General features: G+C 75.3%; 25 protein-coding genes. 6 read left to right on the top strand and 19 right to left on the bottom strand.

Annotated features, from left to right (window positions below):
* Window position 1 precedes the first annotated feature (1 nt).
* The 3 genes from meaB to CRV15_RS26930 are packed head-to-tail and all read right to left on the bottom strand — an operon-like array spanning window position 2 to window position 5307.
* A complete protein-coding gene (gene meaB, locus CRV15_RS26920; protein ID WP_003959383.1) occupies window positions 2-1036 on the bottom strand; it encodes a methylmalonyl Co-A mutase-associated GTPase MeaB in 1035 nt (344 codons plus the stop codon).
* Between the two features lie 3 nt (window positions 1037-1039).
* Window positions 1040-3439, bottom strand: a complete 2400-nt coding sequence (gene scpA, locus CRV15_RS26925) for a methylmalonyl-CoA mutase (RefSeq protein WP_003959382.1) — start codon at window positions 3437-3439, stop codon at window positions 1040-1042.
* Window positions 3436-5307, bottom strand: coding sequence for a methylmalonyl-CoA mutase subunit beta (locus tag CRV15_RS26930; protein WP_003959381.1), 1872 nt, complete (start codon window positions 5305-5307; stop codon window positions 3436-3438). The genes scpA and CRV15_RS26930 overlap by 4 nt, the downstream gene beginning before the upstream one ends.
* Window positions 5308-5597: 290 nt before the next feature.
* On the opposite strand from CRV15_RS26930, the gene CRV15_RS26940 reads away from it, so the two are divergent.
* Entirely contained in the window at window positions 5598-6389 is a 792-nt protein-coding gene (locus tag CRV15_RS26940; protein WP_009995208.1) for a carbon-nitrogen hydrolase family protein, read from the top strand.
* A gap of 551 nt (window positions 6390-6940) precedes the next feature.
* Here the strand turns inward: CRV15_RS26940 and CRV15_RS26945 are convergent.
* Window positions 6941-7237, bottom strand: coding sequence for an MFS transporter (locus CRV15_RS26945; RefSeq protein ID WP_009995206.1), 297 nt, complete (start codon window positions 7235-7237; stop codon window positions 6941-6943).
* A gap of 252 nt (window positions 7238-7489) precedes the next feature.
* Here CRV15_RS26945 and CRV15_RS37475 point away from each other — a divergent pair, with 252 nt between their 5' ends.
* From CRV15_RS37475 to CRV15_RS26960, 3 genes are all read left to right on the top strand, one after another.
* A complete protein-coding gene (locus tag CRV15_RS37475; RefSeq protein WP_003959378.1) occupies window positions 7490-7741 on the top strand; it encodes a WhiB family transcriptional regulator in 252 nt (83 codons plus the stop codon).
* Between the two features lie 164 nt (window positions 7742-7905).
* Window positions 7906-8292 (top strand): hypothetical protein, encoded by a 387-nt coding sequence (locus CRV15_RS26955; RefSeq protein WP_009995202.1) that lies wholly within the window; start codon window positions 7906-7908, stop codon window positions 8290-8292.
* A gap of 174 nt (window positions 8293-8466) precedes the next feature.
* Window positions 8467-9870 carry an NADP-dependent succinic semialdehyde dehydrogenase gene (locus tag CRV15_RS26960; RefSeq protein ID WP_009995201.1) on the top strand — a complete coding sequence of 468 codons (1404 nt, stop codon included), beginning with the start codon at window positions 8467-8469 and terminating at the stop codon, window positions 9868-9870.
* Window positions 9871-9963: 93 nt separating this feature from the next.
* Here the strand turns inward: CRV15_RS26960 and nagB are convergent, their stop codons facing one another.
* From nagB to dhaK, 7 genes are all read right to left on the bottom strand, one after another.
* Window positions 9964-10746, bottom strand: coding sequence for a glucosamine-6-phosphate deaminase (gene nagB, locus CRV15_RS26965; RefSeq protein ID WP_009995200.1), 783 nt, complete (start codon window positions 10744-10746; stop codon window positions 9964-9966).
* Window positions 10747-10886: 140 nt separating this feature from the next.
* Window positions 10887-11105, bottom strand: a complete 219-nt coding sequence (locus CRV15_RS26970; protein WP_003959374.1) for a hypothetical protein — start codon at window positions 11103-11105, stop codon at window positions 10887-10889.
* 73 nt (window positions 11106-11178) lie between these two features.
* On the bottom strand, window positions 11179-11820 hold the full coding sequence (locus tag CRV15_RS26975) for a class F sortase (RefSeq protein WP_003959373.1): 642 nt from the start codon (window positions 11818-11820) through the stop codon (window positions 11179-11181).
* Window positions 11821-11825: 5 nt separating this feature from the next.
* Window positions 11826-12743, bottom strand: coding sequence for a hypothetical protein (locus CRV15_RS26980; protein WP_003959372.1), 918 nt, complete (start codon window positions 12741-12743; stop codon window positions 11826-11828).
* A gap of 212 nt (window positions 12744-12955) precedes the next feature.
* Window positions 12956-13375 (bottom strand): PTS-dependent dihydroxyacetone kinase phosphotransferase subunit DhaM, encoded by a 420-nt coding sequence (locus CRV15_RS26985; protein ID WP_009995197.1) that lies wholly within the window; start codon window positions 13373-13375, stop codon window positions 12956-12958.
* A gap of 41 nt (window positions 13376-13416) precedes the next feature.
* A complete protein-coding gene (gene dhaL, locus CRV15_RS26990) occupies window positions 13417-14040 on the bottom strand; it encodes a dihydroxyacetone kinase subunit DhaL (RefSeq protein ID WP_003959370.1) in 624 nt (207 codons plus the stop codon).
* Window positions 14041-14072: 32 nt separating this feature from the next.
* The gene (dhaK, locus tag CRV15_RS26995) at window positions 14073-15065 is read right to left on the bottom strand and encodes a dihydroxyacetone kinase subunit DhaK (protein WP_029182814.1); all 993 of its coding nucleotides are present in this window, start codon (window positions 15063-15065) and stop codon (window positions 14073-14075) included.
* Between the two features lie 396 nt (window positions 15066-15461).
* Between dhaK and CRV15_RS27000 the strand changes: the two genes are divergently transcribed.
* Complete coding sequence (locus tag CRV15_RS27000) at window positions 15462-16445, top strand: DUF1702 family protein (RefSeq protein ID WP_009995193.1); 984 nt, start codon at window positions 15462-15464, stop codon at window positions 16443-16445.
* A 173-nt stretch (window positions 16446-16618) separates the two neighbouring features.
* Here CRV15_RS27000 and CRV15_RS27005 read toward each other — a convergent pair whose 3' ends face one another.
* From CRV15_RS27005 to CRV15_RS27040, 8 genes are all read right to left on the bottom strand, one after another.
* The gene (locus CRV15_RS27005) at window positions 16619-17671 is read right to left on the bottom strand and encodes an NAD-dependent epimerase/dehydratase family protein (protein WP_003959367.1); all 1053 of its coding nucleotides are present in this window, start codon (window positions 17669-17671) and stop codon (window positions 16619-16621) included.
* Window positions 17668-18114, bottom strand: a complete 447-nt coding sequence (locus CRV15_RS27010) for a type II toxin-antitoxin system RatA family toxin (protein ID WP_009995190.1) — start codon at window positions 18112-18114, stop codon at window positions 17668-17670. Before CRV15_RS27010 ends, CRV15_RS27005 begins: the two co-directional genes overlap by 4 nt.
* A gap of 71 nt (window positions 18115-18185) precedes the next feature.
* A complete protein-coding gene (locus tag CRV15_RS27015) occupies window positions 18186-19361 on the bottom strand; it encodes an acyl-CoA dehydrogenase family protein (RefSeq protein WP_003959365.1) in 1176 nt (391 codons plus the stop codon).
* Window positions 19362-19545: 184 nt separating this feature from the next.
* Entirely contained in the window at window positions 19546-20199 is a 654-nt protein-coding gene (locus CRV15_RS27020; protein ID WP_009995188.1) for an HAD family hydrolase, read from the bottom strand.
* Window positions 20200-20440: 241 nt separating this feature from the next.
* Window positions 20441-21223 carry an ABC transporter permease gene (locus CRV15_RS27025; protein ID WP_003959363.1) on the bottom strand — a complete coding sequence of 261 codons (783 nt, stop codon included), beginning with the start codon at window positions 21221-21223 and terminating at the stop codon, window positions 20441-20443.
* The gene (locus tag CRV15_RS27030) at window positions 21216-22226 is read right to left on the bottom strand and encodes an ABC transporter ATP-binding protein (protein WP_009995187.1); all 1011 of its coding nucleotides are present in this window, start codon (window positions 22224-22226) and stop codon (window positions 21216-21218) included. Before CRV15_RS27030 ends, CRV15_RS27025 begins: the two co-directional genes overlap by 8 nt.
* Window positions 22216-22875: a hypothetical protein gene (locus CRV15_RS27035; protein WP_003959361.1), complete on the bottom strand. Its 660-nt coding sequence runs from the start codon at window positions 22873-22875 to the stop codon at window positions 22216-22218. Before CRV15_RS27035 ends, CRV15_RS27030 begins: the two co-directional genes overlap by 11 nt.
* Window positions 22872-23915 carry a nucleotidyltransferase family protein gene (locus tag CRV15_RS27040; protein WP_003959360.1) on the bottom strand — a complete coding sequence of 348 codons (1044 nt, stop codon included), beginning with the start codon at window positions 23913-23915 and terminating at the stop codon, window positions 22872-22874. The genes CRV15_RS27035 and CRV15_RS27040 overlap by 4 nt, the downstream gene beginning before the upstream one ends.
* Window positions 23916-24397: 482 nt before the next feature.
* Here CRV15_RS27040 and CRV15_RS27045 point away from each other — a divergent pair, with 482 nt between their 5' ends.
* On the top strand, window positions 24398-25669 hold the full coding sequence (locus tag CRV15_RS27045; protein ID WP_003959359.1) for an aspartate aminotransferase family protein: 1272 nt from the start codon (window positions 24398-24400) through the stop codon (window positions 25667-25669).
* Window positions 25670-25767 lie beyond the last annotated feature (98 nt).

A 25767-nucleotide genomic window follows, 5' to 3' on the forward strand; every position in this document is an offset into this window, starting at 1 on the left:
GCTAGCCCGTCCCGTTCCCGTCCCCTCCGGACGGGGCCGTGTCCGGGTCCGGGGCGCCGCGGAAGGCCGCGAGGATGCGCTCCGCCGCCAGCGTCGCCGTCAGCTCCCCGTCCCGGACCCGCCGCTCCAGGACGGGGGCGAGCGCGCGCACCCCCGGATGGGACCGCAGCAGATCCCGCAACTCGTCGTGGACCATCGACCAGGTCCAGTCGATCTGCTGCTCCCGGCGCTTGGCCGCCAGCCGCCCCGTGGAGTCCAGCAGCGCCCGGTGGCGCTCCACCCGTTCCCAGACCGCGTCCAGTCCGGTGGACTCACGGGCGCTGCACGACAGCACCGGGGGAGTCCACGCCGCGTCCGCCGGGTGCATCAGCCGCAGCGCCCCCGCCAGCTCGCGGGCCGCCGCCCGGGACTCCCGCTCCTGCGGGCCGTCGGCCTTGTTGACGGCGATCACATCGGCCAGTTCCAGGACGCCCTTCTTGATCCCCTGGAGCTGGTCCCCGGTCCGCGCCAGCGTCAGCAGCAGAAAGGTGTCGACCATCTGGGCCACGGCGGTCTCCGACTGGCCGACACCGACCGTCTCCACCAGCACCACGTCGTACCCGGCGGCCTCCATCACGACGATGCTCTCCCGGGTGGCGCGGGCCACCCCGCCCAGGGTGCCGGAGGTGGGGGAGGGCCGGACGAAGGCCGCCGGATCGGTCGCCAGCCGCTCCATCCGGGTCTTGTCGCCGAGGATGGAGCCGCCGGTGCGGCTGGAGGACGGGTCCACCGCGAGCACCGCCACCCGGTGGCCGCGCGCGGTCAGCGAGGTGCCCAGCGCGTCGATGAAGGTGGACTTCCCCACCCCGGGGACCCCGCTGATCCCCACCCGGACCGCGCCGCCGGAGGCGGGCAGCAGCCGGGTCAGCATCCGCTGCGCCAGCGCCCGGTGGTCCGGCCGGACCGACTCCACCAGGGTGATCGCCCGCGCCACCTGGGCCCGGGAGCCCGCCCGTACGCCGCGGACATAGCCGTCGATGTCGATGGTGCGCGGCATGGACTACCGCTCGTGGCCGGTGTCGTGGCCGGTGTCCTGGCCGAGACCATCGCCGGAGCCGGAGCCGGAGCCGGAGCCGGAGCCGGAGCCGGGCGGGGCACCGGGACCGGTGTCGGGATCGGTGCCGGAGCCGGGACGGGACGCGGCACCGGGGCCGTCGGCGACCGTGCCGCCCGGCTCGTGGCCGAGCGTGGCGGCCAGGGTCCGCACCAGCTCGTACGCGGCGTCCGGGATCACCGTGCCCGGCGGGAACACCGCGGCGGCCCCCGCCTCCCGCAGCGCGGGGACGTCCTGCGGCGGGATCACACCGCCCACCACGATCATGATGTCCTCGCGCCCCTCGGCGGCCAGTTCCTCCCGGAGCGCGGGCACCAGCGTCAGATGCCCCGCCGCCAGCGAGGAGACCCCGACCACGTGCACATCGGCCTCCACGGCCTGCCGGGCCACCTCGCCCGGCGTCTGGAACAGCGGGCCCACATCGACGTCGAACCCCAGATCCGCGAAGGCGGTGGCGATCACCTTCTGGCCCCGGTCGTGCCCGTCCTGCCCCATCTTGGCGACGAGGATTCTCGGACGGCGGCCCTCCGCCTCCTCGAACTCCGCGACCAGGGCCCGGGTCCGCTCCACCGCGGGCGACGCGCCCGCCTCGTTCCGGTACACACCCGAGATCGTACGGATCTGCCCCGCGTGCCGCCCGTACACCCGCTCCAGCGCGGCCGAGATCTCGCCGACGGTGGCCTTCGCGCGGGCCGCGTCCACCGCCAGCGCCAGCAGATTGCCGTCGAGGTCCGGCCCCGCGCCCCGCCCGGCGGCCGAGGTCAGCGCCTCCAGCGCCGCCCGACACGCCGTCTCGTCCCGCTCCGCGCGCAGCCGGCGCAACTTGGCGATCTGCCGTTCGCGGACGGAGGAGTTGTCGACCTTCAGGACCTCGATCTGCTCGTCGGACTCCACCCGGTACTTGTTCACCCCGACGACGGGCTGCCGCCCGGAGTCGATGCGTGCCTGGGTGCGCGCCGCCGCCTCCTCGACCCGCAGCTTGGGGATGCCCGCGTCGATCGCCTTCGCCATGCCCCCGGCGGCCTCGACCTCCTCGATGTGCCGCCAGGCCCGCCGCGCCAGATCGTGCGTCAGCCGCTCCACGTACGCGCTGCCGCCCCAGGGGTCGATCACCCGGCAGGTGCCCGACTCCTGCTGGAGCAGGAGCTGCGTATTGCGCGCGATCCGCGCCGAGAAGTCCGTGGGCAGCGCCAGCGCCTCGTCCAGGGCGTTGGTGTGCAGGGACTGGGTGTGGCCCTGGGTCGCCGCCATCGCCTCCACACAGGTGCGGGTGACGTTGTTGAAGACGTCCTGCGCGGTCAGCGACCAGCCCGAGGTCTGGCTGTGCGTCCGCAGCGACAGCGACTTGGGGTTCTCGGGGCCGAAGGTCCGCACCAGCTTCGCCCACAGCAGCCGGGCCGCCCGCAACTTGGCGACCTCCATGAAGAAGTTCATCCCGATCGCCCAGAAGAACGAGAGCCGGGGGGCGAACGCGTCGACGTCCAGGCCCGCGCCGATGCCCGCGCGCAGATACTCCAGACCGTCGGCGAGGGTGTACGCCAGCTCCAGATCGGCCGTCGCCCCGGCCTCCTGTATGTGGTAGCCGGAGATCGAGATGGAGTTGTAGCGGGGCATCCGCCGCGAGGTGAAGGCGAAGATGTCCGAGATGATCCGCATCGACGGCGCGGGCGGATAGATATACGTGTTGCGGACCATGAACTCCTTGAGGATGTCGTTCTGGATGGTCCCCGCGAGCTTCTCCGGCGGTACGCCCTGCTCCTCCGCGGCCACGATGTACAGCGCGAGCACCGGCAGCACCGCGCCGTTCATCGTCATCGACACCGTCATCCGGTCCAGCGGAATCCCGTCGAAGAGCTGCCGCATGTCGAGGATCGAGTCGATGGCGACCCCGGCCATGCCGACGTCGCCCGTCACCCGGGGGTGGTCGCTGTCGTAGCCGCGGTGGGTCGGCAGGTCGAACGCCACCGACAGGCCCTTCTGGCCCGCGGCCAGATTCCGCCGGTAGAACGCGTTGGACTCCTCGGCGGTGGAGAACCCGGCGTACTGGCGGACCGTCCACGGCTGGTTCACATACATCGTCGGATACGGGCCGCGCAGAAAGGGGGCGGTGCCCGGGAAGGTGTCCAGGAAGTCGAGCCCGGCGAGGTCGCGGCCGGTGTAGAGCGGCTTCACCCCGATGCCCTCGGGGGTCTCCCACCGCAGGGCGTCGGGCGCGAGTCCGGTGGCCTCCTTCACCGCCGTACGCCACTGCTCCTCCGCGCCGGGGACGTCCGCCCCGTTCCCGCCGCGCGCCCCGCCCGTGCCCGGGTCCAGCGGGATCTCGGAGAAGTCCGGAACACTGCTCATCGCGCCACTCCGATCAGATCCAGCGCGGAGCCGAGGACGGCGACGGCGTCCCCGCCCGCGAACACATACGCGTCGACGGCGGCCGGCGGGTCCTCGGGGCGCCGGCCCGCCAGATGGACGCGGCGCGCGCCCGCCGCCTTCAGGGCCTCGGCGACCGCGGCGGCCTGCTCGGCGTAGAGCGCGTCCGACGAGCAGACGCAGGCCAGCTCCGCCCCGCTCGCGGCGAACGCGGCGGCGGCCGACGCGGCGTCCACCGACACCGGGTCGTGGACCGGCTCGATCCCGCCCGCCTGGAAGAGGTTCGACGCGAACGTCACCCGCGCGGTGTGGGCCGAGGCCGGTCCCAGCGCCGCCAGGAAGATCCGGGGCCGGGAGCCCGTGGCCGCCAGATGCGCGTCGGAACGGGCCCGCAGCGCCTCGAACGCCTCGTCCCGGCGGACCCGGGGCAGCCCGCCCCGGGGCCCCTCGGGAGCCGGGTCGCGCTCCAGCGGCGCCTCCGCGAGCAGCGGGAACTCACTGACCCCGGTGACCGGTTCACGGCGCCGGGCGAGCCGCTGGGAACGCGCCTCCCAGGTGGCGCCGACCGTCTCCGCGACCAGGCCCGAGCGGAGCGCCGAGACCTGGCCGCCCACGCGCTCGATCTCCTGGAACCACTCCCAGGCGGCGTGCGCCAGCTCCTCGGTGAGCCGTTCCACGTACCAGGAGCCGCCCGCGGGGTCCATGACCCGGGCGACATGGGCCTCCTCGATCAGGATCGTGGAGGTGTTCCGCGCGACCCTGCGGGCGAAGTCGTCCGGCAGCCCGATCGCGTGGTCGAACGGCAGCACCGTGACCGCGTCCGCGCCGCCGACCCCGGCGGCGAGCGAGGCCACGGTGGTGCGGAGCATGTTCACCCAGGGGTCGCGCCGGGTCATCATCACCGGCGAGGTGACCGCGTGCTGGAGCTGCGCCCCGGCGGCGGGCGCGCCGCAGACCCCGGCGACCCGGGCCCACAGCCGCCGGGCCGCCCGCAGCTTGGCGATCGTCAGGAACTGGTCGGCGGTGGCCGCGTACCGGAACTCCAGTTGCCCGAGGGCCGCCGGGGCGCTCAGCCCGGCCGCCGTCAGCTCGCGCAGCCAGAGGACCCCGGTCGCGAGCGCGCACCCCAGCTCCTGCGCCGCGCTGCCGCCCGCCTCGTGGTAGGGCAGCGCGTCGACGGTGACCGCGCGCAGCCCGTCCGCGCGCCGGTCGCAGATCCGGGCCAGCTCGACGGCGGCGGCGATCCGGTCGGGGACGGCGGGGGACACGGCGGCCCTCGCCGCGTGCCCCAGCGGATCGGCGCCCAGATTGCCGCGCGCGCCCTCGACGCCCTGTTCGTCGAGGATGCGCAGCCACTCCCGGCCCGCCTCCTCGAACTCCTCCCCGGCGTCCAGGACCACGGGGGCGAGGTCGAGGAGGACACCGTCGACGGCGGTGGCGAGCGAGGCCACCGGCAGCCCGGCGGAACCGGCGGTCAGCCAGAGGGACGTGACGCCGTTCTCCAGGTCGGCGAGGGCCGCGTCCCGGGTCCGCAGCGGATCGGGGCGGTCGTGGCGCTGGCGCACGTCCCAGCCCTGGACGACCGAGCCCTCGGCCCGGCCGCCCCGGGTGAACGGGGCGGACCCCGGGTAGCCGGTGCGCGGGGCGCCCCCGGCGGGCTCCGCCGTGTACAGGGGCAGGGTGGTGATCCCGTCCTCCAGCGCCGTGGACAGCGCCTGCTCGGCCTCCGCGCCGTCCAACTCCCGGCCCGCTCTGCGCAGCACTCCGGCGACCAGCCGCCGCCACTCGTCGTGGGAGGTGTCGGGGAAGTCGGCGGCCAGGGGGAACCCGTCGTCGGGGAGGACCGTCATGCCCGGATGCTAGGACATCCACGTAAAGCGCCGGGAGAGGCGCAGGCTGTGAGCTAACCGACCCATGGGGGGACTTGATCCACATTCAGGATTGGACTAACCCGGGACGTCATGGGCCCGGCGCGGCGCCGCGGCGGCCCGGTGGGGGGCGCCGGACGCGCCGGAGCGGGGCCGCGCGGTCCGCCCGGGGCGCGCCGGGGGAGGCCCACGGGCCCCGGCGGTCCGTCCGCCGCCGCCGGGCGCGACCATGGAGGCGCCGGGCACGCCGATCCCACACCCCGAGGACACCCATGCGTATCGCTCTGAGCCAGCTCACCACCGGACCCGACCCCGCGCGGAACCTCGCCGCCGTCCGGGAGCGGACCCGCCGCGCGGCGGACGCCGGGGCCCGTCTCGTCGTCTTCCCCGAGGCCACCATGGCCTCCTTCGGCACCCGGCTGGCGCCGCTGGCCGAACCGCTCGACGGGCCCTGGGCCGAGGAGGTGCGCCGGATCGCCGCCGAGGCGTCGGTGACCGTGGTGGCCGGGATGTTCACCCCGGCGGCCGACGGGAAGGTCACCAACACGCTGCTCGCCACCGGACCCGGGGTCGAGGCCGCCTACGACAAGATCCATCTGTTCGACGCCTTCGGCTTCACGGAGTCCGCGACCGTGGCCGCCGGGTCGAAGGTGGTCACCGTTCTCGTGGACGGCGTCCGGGTCGGCCTCGCGACCTGCTACGACGTCCGCTTCCCCGAGCTGTTCCGGGCACACGCGGACGCCGGTTGCGCCCTCACGGTGCTGCCCGCGTCCTGGGGCGCGGGCCCCGGCAAGCGCGAGCAGTGGGAGCTGCTGGTGCGGGCCCGGGCGCTGGACGCCACCCTCTGGGTCGCGGCCGTCGGCCAGGCCGATCCGGCGGCCTCCGGTCTGCCCGTACCGCCCAAGGCACCCACCGGAATCGGCCACAGCGCCCTGGTCGCCCCCGACGGCACCGTACGCGCCCGGCTGGACGAGGCGCCCGGGCTGCTGATCGCCGAGGTGGACCCGGCCGAGGTGGAGTCCGTACGCCGTCAGATCCCCGTTCTGGCCAACCGGCGCCTCTGACGCGCGCCCGGCCCGGCGGCCCGGCGCGGCCCTGCGGCGGCCCGGTGGAGGGCGCCGGACGTACCGGAGCGGGGCCTGCCCGGCGGCCCTGTTCCGTGCGGCCCGGCCCGTTCCGTGCGGCCTGTTCCGTGCGGCCCGGCCCGGTGGCGGCCCCGGCGGCAGCCGCAGCACGGCACAGCGACCCGGGCGGGCCCGGTGGACGCCGGGTGCGGCATCGCGCGGCCCGGCGGCGGGGCGGACTGCCGGAGCCGCTGTGCCTGCCCGGGCGGCCCGGCGCGGCCCCGGTGCCGCCCGGCCGCCGCCCGTGGCGCGCGCCGCCGGACGGACCGGTCCCGGGTCCCCGGCCGGGGCGGGCGCCGGGGGCCGGGCCCGATGGCGCGCGGGGAGGAAGAGCGTGCACACCATGGCCGCGGCCACCGCCGCTGCGGTCGGCGCGAAGGAGATCCGCGGCCCCTCCAGGCCCGGCACCGCCACTCCGTCCGGGGTCCCGGCGGTCCCGGCCCGGCACCATGCGCCGACGGCGCTCGACACCGGGGTGCCGACCGGGCGCGTCAGCGCGTTCGGCCCATGGGCGGCGCCGGTCCCGGTGGGTCGACCGCCGAGGTGACCGGCGCGGGCAGCGCGGAGTACGCGAATCCGACGCCCGGGCCGATGACCACCGGGACCCTCACCGTGGGGCGGACCGCGCGCATCGGCACGGTGCCCGCGCCGTGGCCCACGGCCGGCACCGCCCTGCCGGGCGGCAGCGCCGCCCGGGGTCCGTACCGCCGTGGGATCCGCGCGTACGCCGGGGCGGTGGGCGGCATCGTCAGGCCCAGCGGGGTGGCGCACAGCCCCGCCGCCACCATCGGCCGCCCCAGGGCCTCCCGGGGCGGACGCGGCGGAACGGGGCGGGGGACGCGCGTCGGCGGCGGACGCCACCGATGGCCGGAACAACACACCGCTGAGCCGTTCTCCGTGTCGATCCGTTCATTCCGAGGGTGGTGGGTACCCGCCGCCCATCGGACCCGACGACCACTCGACGATCAGGAGCAACCGTGCGCCGACCCCAGGAACGACCCCGCACCGCGGGCCCCGACACCGCGGCCGGCCGGGACGCCATGGCCTGGCAACGCGCCGCGGCCTGTGCGGACGAAGATCCGGAGCTGTTCTTCCCGGTCAGCGGCAGCGGCCCCGGCGCCGAACAGGTGGCCCGCGCGCGGAAGGTGTGCGAACGCTGCCCGGTGGTGCAGGACTGCCTCGACTGGGCGAAGCGCACCGGACAGCGCACCGGAGTGTGGGGCGGGGTCTTCGCCCCCCGGCGCAACGCGGCCCGCCGCCCCGCCCGTGTTCCCCGGCCACGCGCCCGCTGAGCGCCGCCCGCACTCGGCGGCGCCGTGCGCGCCCGTTGGGCCGTACGGCCCGCCGCCGACGTGCACCCCGCCCGGCCCGGGGTGAGCCTGGGAGGGGCGGCACGCTCCGGGTACCGCCGCCCGGCCCCCGCCGCCCCCGCCGCACGGAGAGCGAGGTACGCACGGTGAACAGCAGTCAGCAGCCCGCCTCGCCGGTCGTGGTGACCATCGCCGGCTGTGCCCGGGAGGACGCCGACGCCGTCTTCCATGTGCTGAGCCGGACGTACCGGTCCGACCGCGCCGACGACGACGCCCCCGCCTATGCGTCCGAGGGACGGACGACGGTCTGGACCGCGACCTTCGACGTCACCGGGGACTGCCCGACCTCCGGTCCGGTGCGGCTCACCGCGCCCGTCGAGGCCGAGATCCAGGGCGGGTACTGGGCGGTGGACCGGCTGCGGGAGGCCCTGGCGGCGGCCTTCGTCGTCCACGACGAGGGAATGGCCGCGGGCGACCAGGAGAAGGACGTACAGCTCCGGCTGGAGAGCGGCAGATCGGCGCCGGTGGGCTGAGCCGCGGCCGGCGGCCGGGTGCCCGCCGCCCGTGCTCCCGCCGCCCGTGCTCCCGGCGGCCGTGTACCCACCCGGCGGCCGCGCCTCCATCGGCCGCGTACCCGCCGACCGCGTTGCCGCCGACCGCGCGTTGCCACCGACCCTGTTTCCGCCGACTGCGAGATGAGGACCGTCATGCCCATCGCCACGGTGAACCCGGCCACCGGGGAGACCCTGCGGACCTTCGAGCCGCTGGGCGCGCGGGCGCTCGAAGAGCGGATCGCACGGGCCCGGTCCGCCTTCGAGGAGCACCGCACCACCGGCTTCGCCACGCGCTCCCGGCTGCTCACGCGCACCGCCGAACTCCTCGACCACGACCGCGAGGACATCGCCCGCACCATGACCCTGGAGATGGGCAAGCCGGTGGCCGCCGCCCGTGCCGAGGCCGCCAAGTGCGCGAAGGCGATGCGCTGGTACGCGGAGCACGCGCCGGACCTCCTCGCCGACGGGTACCCGTCCCCCGCCGACACCGAGGACTCGGGGGCGGCGCGGGTCGTGGTGCGCCACCGCCCCCTCGGTGTCGTCCTCGCCGTCATGCCCTGGAACTTCCCCCTCTGGCAGGTCGTCCGCTTCGCCGCGCCCGCCCTGATGGCGGGCAACACCGGACTGCTCAAGCACGCGTCCAACGTTCCGCAGACGGCCCTGTACCTGGAGGACCTGTTCCGGCGGGCGGGCTGGCCCGAGGGGTGCTTCCAGACCCTGCTGATCGGCTCCCGCGCGGTCGAGGGGGTGCTGCGGGACCCCCGGGTGGCCGCCGCGACCCTCACCGGCAGCGAGCCCGCCGGACGCTCGGTCGCGGCCATCGCGGGCGACGAGGTCAAGAAGACCGTGCTGGAGCTGGGCGGCAGCGACCCGTACATCGTGATGCCGTCCGCCGACGTGGCACGGGCCGCCGACACCGCCGTCACCGCCCGGACGCAGAACAACGGCCAGTCCTGCATCGCCGCCAAGCGGTTCCTCGTCCACAGCGATGTCCACGACGCCTTCTGCGAGCGTTTCACGGCCGGCATGCGCGCGCTGACCGTCGGAGATCCGCTGGAGGAGTCCACCGATGTCGGGCCGCTCGCCCTGGAACAGGGCAGGACCGAGCTGGAGGCGCTGGTGGACGACGCCGTCGAACGGGGCGCCAGGGTGCTCACCGGGGGACGGCGCCCACCGGGCCGGGACCGGGGCTGGTTCTACGAGCCCACCGTCGTCACCGGGGTCGACCCGGGGATGCGCATCCGCCGGGAGGAGACCTTCGGGCCCGTCGCCACCGTCCACCGGGTGCACAGCGCGGACGAGGCGGTCGCCCTCGCGAACGACACACCCTTCGGGCTCAGCTCCAACGTCTGGACCCGGGACCCGGGCGAGACGGAACGGTTCGCCCGGGACATCGAGGCGGGCGGGGTCTACTTCAACGGGATGACCGCCTCGCACCCCGCCTTCCCCTTCGGCGGGGTCAAGCGCTCCGGCTACGGCAGGGAGCTGGCGGGCCAGGGCATCCGTGAGTTCTGCAATGTCACCACGCTCTGGTACGGCAGGGACCGGGCGGAGTGACGGGACGGGCGGAGCGGGGGCACCGGGCGGGAACGGGGCCGCCGCTCCGCCCGGTGCCCTTCGGCTACCGGCTACCGGCTACCGGCTTGAGGCTCAGATGCCCTGCCAGTCGGGCTTGGCGGCCCAGGTCGCGCGGAAGTAGTCGGCGAGCTTCAGCCGGGAGGCGGCGGCCTCGTCGACCACGACCGTGGCGTGCGCGTGGAGCTGGAGCGCGGAGGCGGGCACCAGCGCCGAGAGCGGTCCCTCCACGGCGAGCGCCACGGCCTCGGCCTTGGCCGCGCCGGTGGCCAGCAGCACCAGGTGGCGGGCCTCCAGGATGGTGCCGATGCCCTGGGTGATCACATGGTGCGGGACCTCGTCCGGGCTGTCGAAGAACCGGGCGTTGTCCTGGCGGGTCTGCTCGGTCAGCGTCTTGATGCGGGTGCGCGAGGCGAGCGAGGAGCAGGGCTCGTTGAAGCCGATGTGGCCGTCGGTGCCGATGCCCAGGAGCTGGAGGTCGACGCCGCCCGCCCCGGCGAGCGCGCTGTCGTACGCCGCGCAGGCGGCGGCCACGTCGTCGGTGGTGCCGTCGGGGCCCAGGAACGAGGACTCCGGCAGCCCCAGCGGCTCGACGACCTCGCGCAGCACCACGGAACGGTACGACTCGGGGTGTCCGAAGGGCAGCCCGACATACTCGTCGAGCTGGCATATCCGGGCCCGGGAGGCGTCCACCTCGGCGGCGCGCACCTTGGCGGCGAGGGCTTCGTAGATCGGCAGCGGGGTGGACCCCGTGGCCACCCCCAGCAGGGCATCGGGCTTGCGGCGCAGCAGGTCGGCCATGGCCTCGGCGATCAGCTCGCCGCCGGCGGCGGCGTCCGGAACGATGACAACTTCCACGAAGATCCCTGTCTCTGGGTGCGTCTCGGGCAGCGCAATGGTGTAGACCAATCTACCGGGTGAGCAGGCGATCTGTCGCGTACCCGCCCCATGGAGGGACACGGCCCGGGCGGCTGGAACGATCAGACCGGCCGGAACGGTCAGAACAGGGGGAGCTGTCCCGGCGGCCCCGTCGGCGCCGACCCGTCCAGCGTCGGCCGGAGGGCGGGGTCGTGCGGTGCCTGCCGCCGTGAACCGGGACAGGAGACCAGCTCGGCCGCCCCGGCGCGGCGGGGAGCCGGATCATGGCGGGCGTACCGGCCGGCGACAACGGCGATCTCACGGCGGCAGACCGGGCACAGACGTCGAGGTGCGGACATGCCCTTCAGTGTGCCGGTGGGCACTGACAGCGGTGTGCCGACCACGGTGCTCCGGGCCCGCGGAAGGGCTCCATCACCGTCTGTTCCCGGCCAGGTCTGGCGGGAGCAGCCGGGCCCGGACGACGATGTTGCTGTCGTAGCCGCCGCGCTCCGTGTAGCGGCCCCCGCAGGTGATCAGCCGAAGCTCGGGCCGCGGCCCGTCGCGGTAGACCCGTTCGGCGGGAAAGCCGTGCCGCGGGTGGGTCTCGACGCGGTCGACGGCGAAGACCGCCGTGGCGCCGTCCTCCCGGGCGATCTCGATCCGGCTGTTCCGCGCCAGTGAGCCCAGCAGATGGAAGACGGCCGGGCCCGTGGGGGAGTCGACATGGCCCACGACGACGGCTGTACCGCGCTCCCCGGGCGCCGCCGCCCCCGCGTACCAGCCCGCAGGGCCGCTGTCGTCCGGCGGCGGTGGCTGGATCTGGCGGTTCCGGTCCAGACCGACGGGGACGAGCGCGGTGTCGAGGCCGAGCGAGGGGATCGCCAGCCGCCGGGGCACGGAGCGGGGGAGCGGTCCCGCGGCGGGAGGCAGCGCGGCGGCGGACCGTTCCGGCCGGGCGAGCTCGGGGCGCGGGGCCGGTGGCCCGGCGGGGCCCGGCCGCAGCAGGAACACGCCGAGCAGGAGCAGGGACAGCAGGGTGAACGCCGTGCCGCGCCCGGGGACGGGGCGGGCCATGCCCCTCAGCGGCCGTTCGCGGTACGGCGGCGGTACAGCAGCAGGGTGCCGCCGCCGACGACGCCCACGACCAGGGCGGAACCGATCGCGGTCCGCACCGGGCCGGGGCCGCCGGCGCTTCCGCCGTCACCCGCCCGCACCCCGCCGCCGGGCTTCAGGGGCGCGCCGGGCTCCCGCGCGCCGGGGCCGACGCGACTGCCGCCGGGCTCCTCCTGGCCGCCACCGGGCTCTTCATGGCCTCCGCCACCGGGTTCCGGGACCTCGGCGGGTCCGCCGATGCCCTCCAGCCCACCGAGCCCTTCGAGTCCGCCGAGCTCTTCGAGTCCGTCCAGTCCGTCCAGTCCTTCGAGTCCGTCCGGCCCGTCCGGTCCTCCGAGCCCGTCCAGATCCTCGGTGCCGTCAGCCCCCTGCCGCTCCGGCTGCTCCTGAGGCGGCCCGCCCGGCTCGTCCGGCGGCTCCTGCGGCAGTGTCCCCGGCCCCGTTCCCGGGTCCTCGGCGCCCGGCACCGGGGTGTCCTCCGTCCTGTCGGCCGCCGACCGTTCCCCGACGGCCGGAACGGACCCGGCCCGCCGGACGTCCAGCGTGGCGGTGCCCTTCTCACCGGCGCAGTCGAACGTGACGCCGTACCGCGCGCCGGGCCTGGCGCTCGGCAGCACCGTGGCCGTCGCGGGCAGCCCCAGATCGAGGGTCACCGTCCCGAACGCCGCCGACGACACGGTCACGGCGGGCGCGCCGCACTCGGTGGCCGTCAGGGTGACGGTGCCGCCCGGCGCGGCGGACCGCGGGGTGACGGCGAACCCGAAGGACGTGACGGCACTCCCCGCGCCCGGGACCCGGACGTCCCCGGCGGCGCCCGCCGCCGGGGTGCTCAGCGCGAACACGGCGGTCCCGGCGAGGGACGCGGCACATATGGCGGCACGCATGGCGACAACTCCCCTGTGGTAGGCAAAGCCCCGCAGCGGAATCGACGCTAGAAGTGCTCGCGGACCCCTGCCACTCCAAGGGGGCCGAACGCACCACGCCCCTCCGCCGAACGCACCACGCCCCTCCGCCGGGCGATGCGCTCCGCCGGACCGGGTGCCCCTCGCGCCGCCAGGGCCCGGTACCCCCGCAGGCGTCCGCCCGGGCCGGGCCGTCAGGTCTTCCGGTACTCGTACGCCTCCGCCGCGGCCCGGGCCACGGCGTCGAGGTCCGCGCCCGCCGACGCGGCGACCAGGGCCCCGACCGCGCCCTCCACCAGGGGCGCGTCCACCAGGCGGGTGCCGGAGGGGAGGTCGTAGCCCTCGGCGAGCAGGGCCTTGACCGTGAGGACCGCGCTGCCCAGGTCGACCAGGACGGCGACCCCCGCGCCCCGGTCGACGTCCGCCGCCGCGCGGGCGATCAGCTCCGCGCTGGTGCCCAGGCCGCCGTCCGGGGTACCGCCCGCCGCGGCGATCGGGGCGAGCGCGCCGCCGCCCGCGAGCCCCTGGGCCATCGCGGCGACGGCGCGGGCGACGTCACCGCTGTGGGAGACCAGTACGATGCCGACCGGCCGGAATTCTGCGTTCCCTGTCATTCCTGCCACCCCTGTCGCCTCCGTCACCCCTGGCACCTCTCTCATGGCGCTTCCCCCTCCGTCCGCTCCGCCTCGGCGAGCGCGGCGACGAGCAGGGCGGACGAGGTGGCCCCGGGGTCCTGATGCCCCATGCTCCGCTCGCCGAGATAGCTCGCCCTGCCCTTGCGGGCCCGCATCGGCACCGTCGCGAGGGCGCCCTCCGCCGCGGCGGCGGCAGCACGGCCGAACGCCTCGGGTGCCCCGGCCAGGGCCACGACCGCCGGTTCCAGCGCGTCCAGCATGGTCTTGTCCCCGGGGCGCGCCCCGCCGAGCCCCGCCACCGCCGTCACCCCCTCCCGCAGCGCCGCGGCCAGCTCCGCCGGGGTCACCTCCGGCGCGTCGCCGAGCGCCTTCCCGGCGCTCCGCAGCAGCGTCCCGTACAGCGGCCCGGAGGCCCCGCCGACGGTCGCGATGAGCTGCCGCCCGGCGAGCAGCAGCACCGCGCCCGGGCTGCCGGGCGCGTCCCGGTCCAGCGCCGCCGTCACCGCCGCGAACCCGCGCCGGAGATTGGCGCCGTGGTCGGCGTCGCCGATCGCCGCGTCCAGCTCCGTCAGCCGTGGTGCCTCCCGTTCCACGGACCCGGCACAGAGGGTCAGCCAGCGGCGGAAGAAATCGGTGTCGAGCACATGAACTCCCTGCGGTCGATGGTCCCGGCGGTTCAGCGGCCCCAGCGGAGCGCGGCGGTCCGCACGGGGGCGTCCCACAGCCGCAGCAGCTCCTCATCGGCCTGGCAGAGCGTCACGGAGCAGCCCGCCATGTCGAGCGAGGTCACATAGTTCCCGACGAGGGTACGGGCGACGGCCACCCCGCGTTCGGCCAGCCGCCGGTGCACCTCCGCGGCGAAGCCGTACAGTTCGAGCAGCGGGGTCGCGCCCATGCCGTTGACGAGCAGCAGCACCGGTCCGGTCGGCCGCCGGTCCTCCAGGACGGTGTCCACGGAGTAGTCCGCGATCTCCCGCGAGGTCATCATCGCCCGCCGCTCCCGGCCGGGTTCCCCGTGGATGCCGATGCCCAACTCCAGCTCACCGGGCGGCAGGTCGAAGGTGGGCTTCCCCAGGGCCGGGGTGGTGACCGCGCCGAGCGCCACCCCGAAGCTGCGGGAGCGCTCGTTCACCCGCCGTGCCACGGCCGCCACCTGCTCCAGCGGCGCGCCCTCCTCGGCGGCGGCCCCCGCGATCTTCTCCACGAAGAGCGTGGCGCCCGTGCCCCGCCGCCCGGCGGTGAACGTGCTGTCGGCGACCGCGACATCGTCGTCGACGAGCACCTTGGCCAGCCGTACGCCCTCCTCCTCGGCGAGTTCGGCGGCCATGTCGAAGTTGAGGACGTCGCCCGTGTAGTTCTTGACGACGAACAGCACCCCCTGCCCGCTGTCCACGGCCGCCGCCGCCCGCACCATCTGCGTCGGCACCGGACTCGTGAACACCTCCCCGGGACAGGCGGCGGAGAGCATCCCGGGCCCCACGAACCCGCCGTGCAGGGGCTCGTGCCCCGAGCCGCCCCCGGAGACCAGCCCCACCTTCCCGGCCACCGGGGCGTCCCTCCGCAGGATCACCCGGTTCTCCACGTCCACGGTCAGCTCGGGGTGGGCCGCGGCCATGCCCCGCAGCGCGTCGGGGACCACGGTCTCCGGGACGTTGATGAGCATCCTCAACTGACTCTCCTCGGTGGCTCGGCAGGCTGCCCCCCCCCGCACCGCGTGGCGCGGGGCCGGAGCGTCGGGCCGCTGCGGCCGGACGCGGATGTCCCGGCGGGACACCCGGACGACCAGTATCGGGCGGAAGCCGCTCCGCGCCGGGGTGTTGTCGCGATCCTCGGCCGTCCGTTCGCTTCGGCGGGTGCGCCGGGGCGCATCCGCGCCGGTCCGTCCGGGCCGGTCCGTCCGCGCCGCGCCCGGATGCGCGACCGCCGGTCCCGGCCCGGGTACGGACCGGCCGGGCCCTCCGTCCCGAGAAGCGCACGGGGGAGGATGCCCGTTCGGCCACGCGGTCCGACCATGGAATGGCCGCTACCGGACCAGGCGGCGCCATGTCGAGGACAGGGGGAGACCATGCCGACCGCGCTCGGATCGCTGCGCAGGCTTCTGATGGCACCGCCCTTGGCGGAGGTCGGTTTCTCCGCACGGGGGTTCGGCGTCCCGCCGACGGAGCTGACCCGTCGGCTGGAAGCGATCCCGCAGGCCGTGGTCTGCGGCTTCGAGTGGGCGATCGACACACGCGGCACCTGGGAGACCGAGCGCCGCACCCTGCTGGTCGAGCCGGAGCTGCGCGGCTTTGTCTACGAGGGCGCCACCATGGCCCTGACGATCCGTGACGCCATGGGCCCCGGGCGCGGCCGTCGGGCGGCCGAGCTGCTGCGCGGCCCCGCCCGGCAGCATGTCTTCCTCAACTACATCGGTATCGGCTTCGCGATGGCCCGGCTGCCGCGGGTCCTGTGGAAGAAGGTCCTGCCCGATCTCACGGGCTCCGACTACTACCCCGTCATGAGCTGGCTGGCCGTGGACGGATACGGATTCGATCTCGCCTACTTCCACACCCGGCGCTGGGTGAACGAGCAGCGGGTACCCGATCCGTACCCCTGGGAGGGGGCGCCCGACTACTTCCCGCGCGCCGTGGACCAGGGCATCGGGCGGGCCCTGTGGTTCATCCACGGGGCCGATGTCTCCCGGGTCGCCCCTGCGGTGGAACGTTTCTCCACGCATCGCCGGGCGGATCTGTGGAGCGGTGTCGGGCTCGCCGCGACCTTCGCCGGCTGCTGCGCCCCGGAGCAGCTCCGGACCCTGCGCGACGCGGCGGCGGGGTACGGGGAACACCTCGCCCAGGGCGCGGTGTTCGCCGCCAAGGCGCGCGACTACGCCGGGACGGTGCCCGAGCACACCCATGCCGCGACCGCCGCGCTGACCGGTCTCACGGTCGAGGCGGCGGTACGGCTCGCGGACGACAGTTCCGTGGCGGGCCGGGAATCCGGCTCGCTGCCCGCCTATGAACTATGGCGCCAGAATATCCGTTCCGGAATTCTTCTCGATAATTCCTGAGCACATCCGAAGGAGACGCGGGACCGCCCGCGCCGATGCCCCGCACCCGTGCACCGAAGCGGGCCCCGCGCGAGCGGGGCCCGCCCGGGCGTTCCTTCTGCCGGCCCGCCGGGCTGTGCTCAGGGTGCTTCCTTCGCGGAGATGCGGTAACGCCAGACATCCGCGTCCAGGGGTCAGGAGCCGCGGCTGCTCCCCGCCGACGCGGTGCGGCGGTCGTACCACGGCTGCGGAATCCGGGCGGCGGCTCTGCGATGGGTGTCGGCCCAGCGCCGCACCGAGCGGACGATCGTCTGCTCCATGTCCGGGACCTGATGGGTGACGTCGAAGGGCTCCGTCACCGACAAATAGCCCTGGTACACCTGGAAGGCGGCGATCCGCAGGAGTTGAGCGCGGTCCAGATACTGCTCGGCGAAGGGGCGGTGGAAGCGGTTCCACTGCTCGGGGGTGACGGAGGGCAGCCGGTCCAGGGGCGGGACACCGTGTGCGGAGCGCCAGGAGTTGAGGGTGTCCCGCATGCTGTCGAAGATCTCCCGGACCCGAGGGGCCCGCTCTCCGCGTCCCAGGATCGTCAGCCGGTGCCGGGCGGGCCGGCCATCGGCGACGAGCCGGGTGACATGCGCGGCCACGTCGTCGGTGCTGACCATGTCGACCAGCCCCTTCTCCGCCGCCACCAGGGCGGGTATCGCGCCGCTGCACAGCGCCGCGGGCAGCCAGAAGAAGCCGCTGTAGCGGTCGAGCGCGCCGTCGGCCCTGGCACCGGCGACCAGGGGGAAGCGCACGATGTCCGCACCCTCCCGAGCGGTGCGCACCAGGCGTTCGGAGGCGGCCTTGGCCCACTCGTAGGAGTTGCGGTAGTCGTCCCGGGACGGCGAGGAGACACCGCCCGTCAGCCCCGTGGCGTAGGACGAGGACAGATGCAGGACATGGGTGTGCGCGGAGGCCAGGGAGAGTACCGCGCGCAGCGGCTGGACGGTGGCCTCCTCGGCCTCCTCGTCGGGCAGGTTCCAGCGGGTGTCGGCGGCGCAGTGGACCACCGCGTCCCACCGGATGCGCAGGGCGGGCGGCGGCTCCTCCCGCCCGGCCCACCACACATGCTGCCGCGGGCCCGCTCCGCCGCGGCGGCTCACACCGTGCACCCGGTGGCCCGCCGCGGTCAGCGCGCGCAGGACGACGCTGCCCACGGCGCCGGTGGCACCGGTCACCAGGATGCGGAGGGACGCCGTCACGAGCCCACCGTGACCCGCTGTTCGATGGCGCGCAGCATGTGTTCGCAGTTCTCCTGGAGCGCCCGGGCGGCGACCGGGTTGAGCATGTCGGCCAGGAGCGGGATGCCGATCTCGAAGTCGACCGACATGACGACCACGGAGGCCCGGTCCCCTTCGGCGTCGACCCGCCAGTATCCGGTGAACTCGTCGAGGTCGCCGGAGACCTGGGTGAACGTCATGACACGGCGCTCGTGGTCGAGTTCGTCCTCCTCCACCCACTCCAGGACCGATCCCTTGAGCAGCACGGACCAGGCGCTGGTGCGGGTGCCGTCCTCCGTCTCCCCGAGGACGGCCACCGACTCGACGTTCCGCATATAGGTGGCGTAGTCCTCCAGTCGGCTGACGGCCTCCCAGGCGACGGCGGCCGGGGCGCTGATCGGCAGATGGACTTCGACATGGGGCATGGCTGTTCTCTCCTCGGACGGCATGGGCTGGAACGGCACGAGCTTGGACGGCACGGGCTGGGACGGGTGGCTCAGCCGGGCGGATCGAAGCTGATCCCGCGCCCCGCGCAGTGGGCGCCGACCGCCTCGTCGCAGGTCAGCAGGGACGGTGGATGGTGATGGACGGCGAGCGAGTCCAGCAGCAGGGCGGCGGCACGCCGGCCGCGCCCGTACAGTCGGCTGCCCATGACCGGGGTGACGGCGCTCAGCACCCGGTCGCGGGTGTCGCTGAGCGAGGCACGCAGCCCCATGGCCGCGGCGAGCGCCGCCGGGCCGCCGAGCGTCCCCGACTCGATGTCCGTGCCGAGCTGGCGGCAGGCGCCCCCGAGCGTCAGCAGCTCCCGGGTGGCCCGCCCGAGCAGGGCCGTCCTGGGGCCGAACGCGCCCGTCCGGGCCGTCTGCTCGTACGCCGTGTCCAGCAGTCCGCTCAGGACTCCGTGGTAGGTGGCCGTCAGCAGCACCGCGAACCAGGACATGCCCGCGATGACGTTCTCGTCGACGACATCGGCGGGGCCGCGGTGGAAGACGAGCCGGTCGTCCACCGCCACGTCGTCCAGGACCAGCCGGGCGGTGTCGGAGTCCGTCATGCCGAGGGAGGCCCACTCGCCCCGGACCTCCATGCCGGGTGAGGAGCGGGGGACCAGGGCGAGGATCGTCTCCTCGGTCCCGGTGACCCGGGCGGTCAGACAGACCAGGGTCGCCGTGGTGGCGAGCGAGCAGGGGAACTTCACCCCCGTCACCCGGTAGCCCGTGGTGGTGGGGACGGCCTCGGAGCGGCTGGCCGTGAAGTTGGGGCTGCCGCCCGGTTCGGCGAACGCGGACGCGACCAGCGCGCCGGAGCCCGCGATCCCCTCCAGCAGCATCCAGCTCGTGTCGCGGTGCCGCCGCCAGTAGTCGGCCAGCAGGCCCACGGTGAACGCGTGCATGTTCAGCGCGATCGCCGCCGAGGGGTCGACCCGGCCGAGCGCGCGCTGGGCGGCGGCCACACCCACCAGGCCCTCGCCCGCGCCGCCCAGCTCCCTGGGCACGGCCAACGCCGCGTAACCGCTGTCGGCGAGGTCGCGGATGCGCTCGGGTCCGGTGGCGCCCGCGCGGGCGGGAGGCACCGTCCAGGACGTGTTCCAGCCGCTGTCGAGCAGGGGCAGGCGCGGGGCCGCGCTGTCCGCGGGGTGTCCGGATTCCTGTGTGTCCTCGGTGGTGGTGCTCATGCCTCCCCCTTCCGGGCCCGGCAGCTCCGCCGCAGCCCCCGCTCTCCGGCGGTCGGGGATACGTGGTGCGGACGCGTGCCCCGGTAGCAGCAGACTAGGTCGCCGGAACGGCGGAAAGCAGTGGCTGTTTCGCTCTGCGGAACGCCGGAACCGTCCTGGTGCGGACCGCCGGACGGGCTCCTCCTCACCGGCGCGCCAGGGCCGGCAGCCCGACCGGGTCCAGGGCGTCCGTGTCCACGCGGACGGTGTCCCAGCCGAGCGCGGCGGCCGGGGCGATGTCGATCTCCTCGTCGTCGCCGACCATCGCCCGCCGGTCGAACGCGCCCTCGCCGATCAGCCGGAACGCCCTCGGGTCCGGCTTCTTCGGGCCCCCGTCCCCGCTGAACAGCGCCCGTTCGTACACATCGGGCACCCCGGTGCGGCGCAGCAGCCGGCGCATCAGGGAGCCCGGCAGATAGCAGTTCGACAGCAGCCGGACGGTGTGGCCCGCGGCGGCCACCCGGCGCATGGCGTCGGCGACGGGCCCGCACAGGGCGAACCCGGCCGGGTCCGCGCAGCCGAACGCCTGCCACAGGGCCTCCTCCAGCGCTGCGCGGGGACGCGGCTCGCCCTGCTCCCGCAGGGCCTCGTCCAGCAGGGCCAGGGTCGCGGGCTGGAGCGCGGCCGGATCCGTCATCGCGGTGAACACGGCGCCGTAGACGCTGTCGACGACCTTCCGCGCCAGGTGCGCGTCCACGGCCAGGGCCGCGGAGAGGTGGGTGGTGAACTCCTCGGGTCCCGGCACGGGCGGGGCGGTGATGAGTGTCTTGTAGCAGTCGAAGACCACGAGCGCGGGCATGGGAGTGTCCTCTCTGATGGCGGTGGCGAGGGGCCTGGCGGCGGTGGGCTGCCTGATGGCGGTGGGTGTCCTGATGGCGGTGGTGGAACGGTGTGACACCCGGTGGGCCCGACGGCGCGGCCCGGCGCGGGCCCGGTGCCGTCGGTGCGGCCCGAACGGCACAGCGTGGCCCGAACGGCCCGGCGCGGGCCCGGTGCGGCCTGAGTGGCGCGGTCCGACGGCCCTGCGCGGCCTCGGACCCTCACGACCAGGTGAGCTTGGGGTGGGCCGAGCGGAAGAAGACCAGCGTCACGACCGTGAGACCGGCCGCGAAGCCGCACAGCACGGCGGCCGGGAGCAGGACGTCCACCACACCGCCGCCGTCGAGGACGACGGTGGAGAAGCCGCGCATCGCCCAGTAGCTGGGCACCCCGGGCGCGAGCGGACGGGCCCAGTCCGGCAGTACGGACAGCGGGGTCAGCGCCCCGCCGAGCCCGGCGAGGAGCAGGGCGAGCAGATTGGCGGCGACGGTGAGCTGGGAGATGGAGCGGCACAGCGCCACCAGCGCCATGCCCGCCATCACCACGCACAGCGCCAGCGGCACCCCCACCACGGCCAGCGCGGGCCAGGAGCCGCGCACCCGCAGCCCCGACAGCGCCCCACCCACCCCCAGGACCACCGCGAGCTGCGCCAGCGCGGCGGCCAGGGCCACCAGCACATGGCCGGCCACCAGCTCGAACGACCGCGCGGGACCGGCCCGCAGCCGGTCCCAGGTGTGCCAGCCGTGCTCCCGGAACATCGCGAAGCCCACGACGTTCACCAGGAGGAAGAGAAACACGACCGCCATGCCGGGCACGCCCTGCTCGGCGCCGTTGGCGTCGGGCACGTCCCCGGCCCGCAGCGCCGCGCGGAACAGCGGCTGGGTGAAACCCATGACCAGCAGCGGCATCAGGGTACGGACGATCAGCGGCGCCGGGTCGCGGGCCAGCAGCCTCGCGTCCTGCCGCGCCAGCGCCGCGATCCGCCGCAGCGAACCGTCACCCATGGAGCGCCGCCCCCACGGCCCGGCGGGCGGGCCGCACCGGGCCTTCGCCGTCCACGGCCCGCTCCCTGGTCAGCCGGAGGAAGGCACTCTCCAGACCGGGCCGCACCACCCGCAGACCGACCAGTGAACCGGCCGTGTCGCCGAGCGCCGCCAGCACCTCGGGCACCGCCGACTGCGGCTCCTCGACCTGGACCCGCAGCACCTCCGCGCCGACGGTCACCGGCCAGGGCAGGCGCAGTGGCGGCGGCGGGCCCGGGAAGGTCAGCTCCACGGCGCTCTCCCCATGGCCGCGCACCACCTCCGCGAGGGTGCCGCGGGCGACCATCCGGCCCTGGTGGAGCACGGCCACGCTCGCGTCCAGCGCCTCGACCTCGGGGAGGTAGTGCGTCGAGTAGCAGACCGCCGTACCGGTGGCAGCCAGCTCCCGGACATGGGCGATGAGCCGGGTCCGGGTCTCCACGTCCACGCCCGCGGTGGGCTCGTCCAGCAGGACGAGGGGCGGGCGGTGCAGCAGGGCCAGCGCGGTGTGCACCCGCCGCTGCTCGCCGCCGGAGAGCCGGGAGACCCGGCGGTCGAGCAGGGCGGTCAGCCCGAGCGGGGCCGCGGTCTCCTCGATCCGCCGTCGCGCCTCGCGGGCGCGCAACCCGGCCAGTTCGGCGAAGAACCGCAGATTCTGACGGACGGTCAGCGGTGGGTAGACCCCCAGCTCCTGGGGGGCCAGACCGAGGTCGAGACGGGCGCGGCGGTCGTGGCTCCGATCGCCCGTGAGGGGTCGGCCGCAGATCTCGATCCGGCCGCTGTCCGCCCGTAGCAGGCCCGCCACCAGGGACATCAGAGTGGTCTTGCCCGCGCCGTTGGCGCCGAGCAGGCCCACGATCTCCCCGGCGGCGACGGTGAGGTCGACCCCGTCCAGCGCGGTCGTGGTGCCGTACCGCTTGCCGACGGCGTGCAGGGCCAGGGCCGGCCCGCCGGGGGAGGGCCCGGGGGCCGGGTCAGTCGGCACGGCGGGTCCACGCGTCCGGCAGCACATCGGGCAGGCCGACGCGCTCCAGGACCGGCTGCCAGGTACGGACCAGTCTGAAGCCCTTCATCAGTCCGCTGCCGGAGCGGACGTCGGGCAGGGGCTCGCCGTAGCCCAGCAGCGCCTCGGTGTCGAGCAGATGCTCCCGGAGCCGGTCCAGCCATGCCGTGCCGCGCTCGCCGACCGCGTCCAGACCGTCGGCCGCGAGCCGCATCCCGGCCTCGGCCTCCTCGGCGGGGACCCCGGCGAAGGGGTCGAAGGCGGCCTCGCCCAGCGCGTACACCGGTTCGCCCTCGGTGCGCAGCCCCCGGACGGACAGCGAGAGCTGCACCAGTTCGTAGGCCATCAGGACGGCGACCTCGGTCTGCCGGGCCGCGACGGCGCCCTCGACGTCCTCCAGCCGGGAGCGGCAGATCAGCAGCAGCCGGGCCGCGCCGTGCGCGCGGAAGGCGAGCAGCCGCCGCAGATCGGCCGGGGGCGCCCCCACCGTTCCGGAGGGTGCCGGTCCGGTGGGGGCCGACACGGGGACGGTCGGTCCGGTGGGGGCCGACACGGAGACCGTCGGGCCGGTGGCGGGCGAAGCGGAGACCGTCGGTCCGGTCGGGGTCGGGGGCGGGACGGTGCGGCTCATACGGCGGCCTCCGGTGCCGGGTCGGCGACGCCGAGCCACAGCATGTCGTGGGCGAACAGGGACATCAGCTCAGCGGGCGGCAGGGCGCCCAGCGGGCCCGACCAGACGACCGCGTCGCCGTCGCCGGGCGGCAGGTCTCGCGGCGGGATCTCCAGGGCGCGCAACCGCCACCGGTCCACGACCGTGCGATCGTCCAGCGCGGTCGTCCCGATGCCGGTGGACCAGCGCAGGACCGAGTGGAGCGGGGCCGCGTCGCCCAGCAGCAGATCGACGGAGGCGAGCCAGTGCCGGAGCTGCTCCGGGGAGGGGGACGGTGAGGAGAGCGTGTCCCGCAGCAGGGCCGTGCCCCGCGTGTCCCCGAGCACCTTGAGCTTCTCGCCCACCCACTTGGCCAGGAAGTACAGCTCGCCCTCGGCGGTGGCCCGGGCGTTGAGCGCGGCGGCCACGGCCTCCCGGGCGCGGACCGCCGCCGCCGGGGGGCGGACGTCGAGCAGCCAGCGGGCGGCCTGCGCGAGCCGGTGCGCCTCGACCGTCCACCACTGCTCCACGGCCGAGGCCAGCCAGGGCCCGCGCAGCCCCTCGTACCAGTCGTCCCAGGGCGGCGAGACGACCAGGGGCAGTCCGAGCGCCAGTCTGCTGGTGGTGTTGAGGGCGCGGCGCCGGTGGTTCCAGGCGGCCTCCGTGACACCGGCGAACCGGGGCCAGGGTTCCTCGGCCAGCTCGGCGGCGCTCCGCCGCACGGACTCCGCCCGGCGGATGCTGACATCGATCAGTGTGCCGTGCTCGTGAGACTGGATGGGGAAGCGGGTGAGCCGCTCGCTCTCGACGAGGACCAGCAGGTCGAGATCGCTGCGGGGGTTGCCGAAGCCGGTGAGCACCGAGCCGGCGGCGACGGCGAGCAGCGGTGTCCCCACCCCCTGGTCGGCCTCCTTGAGGACCGCGTCCCTGTTCATTCCCCGTTGCTCCAGGAAGAGATCGAGACGCGTGCTCAGCGTGGCCGGGTCCGGGAACCCGACGGCGCCGGTGGACGTGGTCTTCATACGGTCGCTGCACCTTTCGGCGGACTGACGGACTGACGGACTGACGGGTGGACGGGTGGACGGGTGGACGGACTGATGGACTGACGGGTGGACGCGGGCGGAGTGGGGGTTCCGGGAGCCGCGGCGGCCCGGGTGGGCCCGGGGCCGGAGACTCCGGCGCCGCGCGCAGCGTCCCAAGCGCGGGGCGCCCGGCTCAATGGCTGTTCCGGCAGCCGGAACACGGCTTCTCAGCGCTCCGCGCGGGGGGTTACAACCGAGGCTCGGGCCTTGCCCCGACCGGCCCGGGTCACGGCCGGGCCGGGCCGATCCGCGGTCCGGTCCGGCCCGCCGTCCGGCCCCGGCCCGGTCCGCCCGGGAGGGGCGGGGGGCGACCGCCCCGTTCCGCACCCAGACCCGTCCGGCTTTGTCCAGCTTTACCCGGTCGCTCGGTATGACCACCGGCCGGACGGGCCGACCCGCCGTACCAGGAGAGGACGTTCCGGATGTCGCCCGACGCCGCACGCGGGACAGCCCGCGACGCGCTCACCGCCCTGCGCCGGCACTTCTCGCCCCGGCTGGCGCTCGTCTACGGAATGAACGGCTCCGGTGCCGTGGAGGCGGACGGCCGGGGAGCCCGGGTCCGGCTCTCCGACGGCCGCAGCGCCCTCGACTTCGGCAGCTACGCCGTCACCCTGCTCGGACAGCGCCACCCCGCCGTCCTCGACGCGGTGCGCGCCGGGCTCGACACGATGCCGGTGTCCACCCGCGTCCTCGCCAACCCCACCACCGCCCGGCTCGCCGAGGCGTTGACGGAGTGGGCCGACCCCGGGCGGCTGACGAAGGTGTGGCTGGGGCTGAACGGCGGCGACGCCGTCGAGGCCGCGCTCAAACTCGCCCGCCTCGCCACCGGGCGCACCCTTGTCCTCGCCGTCGAGGGCGCCTACCACGGCAAGTCCCTCGGCGCGCTCGCCACGACCTGGAACCCCCGCTACCGCCGCTCGCTCGAACCGCTGCTCGGCGGTGTCGTGCATATCCCGGCCGACCCCGCCGCGATCGCCGGGGCCTTCGCGGCCTGCGTGTTCGCGGCCGTCATCGTTGAACCCGTCCAGGGCGAGGGCGGAGTACGGCCGCTGGACCCCGGCTTTCTGCGGACGCTCGCGCGCACCGCCCACGAGCACGGGGCCTTCCTGGTCGCGGACGAGATCCAGACCGGACTGCGCCGCTGCGGGCCCCGGCTGCTCAGCACCGACCTGGACCTGCGGCCCGACGCCGTACTCCTCGGCAAGGCCCTCGGCGGGGGAGTGCAGCCGCTCTCCGCGCTGGTCGCCACCCCGGAGTTCTACGCGCCGCTGTCCGCCGACCCGTTCGTGCACTCCTCGACCTTCTCCGGATACCCACTGGGTGCGGCGGCGGCACTCGCGGCGCTCGCGGCGGTGGAGGAACTCGCCCCGCGTGGCGAGCGGCTGGCGTCCGCGCTCGGCGCCGGTCTGGCGCGTCTCGCCCGGCGGCACCCCGCCCTGATCACGGAGGTACGCGGCCGGGGGCTCCTGTGGGGTGTCGAGTTCACCGGCCCCGCTGTCGCCGGGGACGTCCTCACCGGGCTGGGACGGCACGGTCTGCTGGTCTCCCCCTGCCTGGGGCGGCCGGAGGTGCTGCGGCTGCTGCCGCCGCTGGTCGCCGATGACGCGGACGTGGCGGAGGCGCTCGACATCCTCGACACCGTGTGCGCGGCGGTGCCCGACGCGTTCCGCCACCCGGCGATGACGCTGCCCTGAGCCGTTCTCCCGCTGCGGTCCGGCGGCCGGGAGCCATCGCGCCTCCGCGCACCGGGCTGCCGCACGCGGAGCGCACCGCCCCATGCACCGAGCAATAT

It is taken from the genome of Streptomyces clavuligerus, from assembly GCF_005519465.1.
In the GTDB taxonomy this organism is placed as follows: Bacteria; Actinomycetota; Actinomycetes; order Streptomycetales; family Streptomycetaceae; genus Streptomyces; species Streptomyces clavuligerus.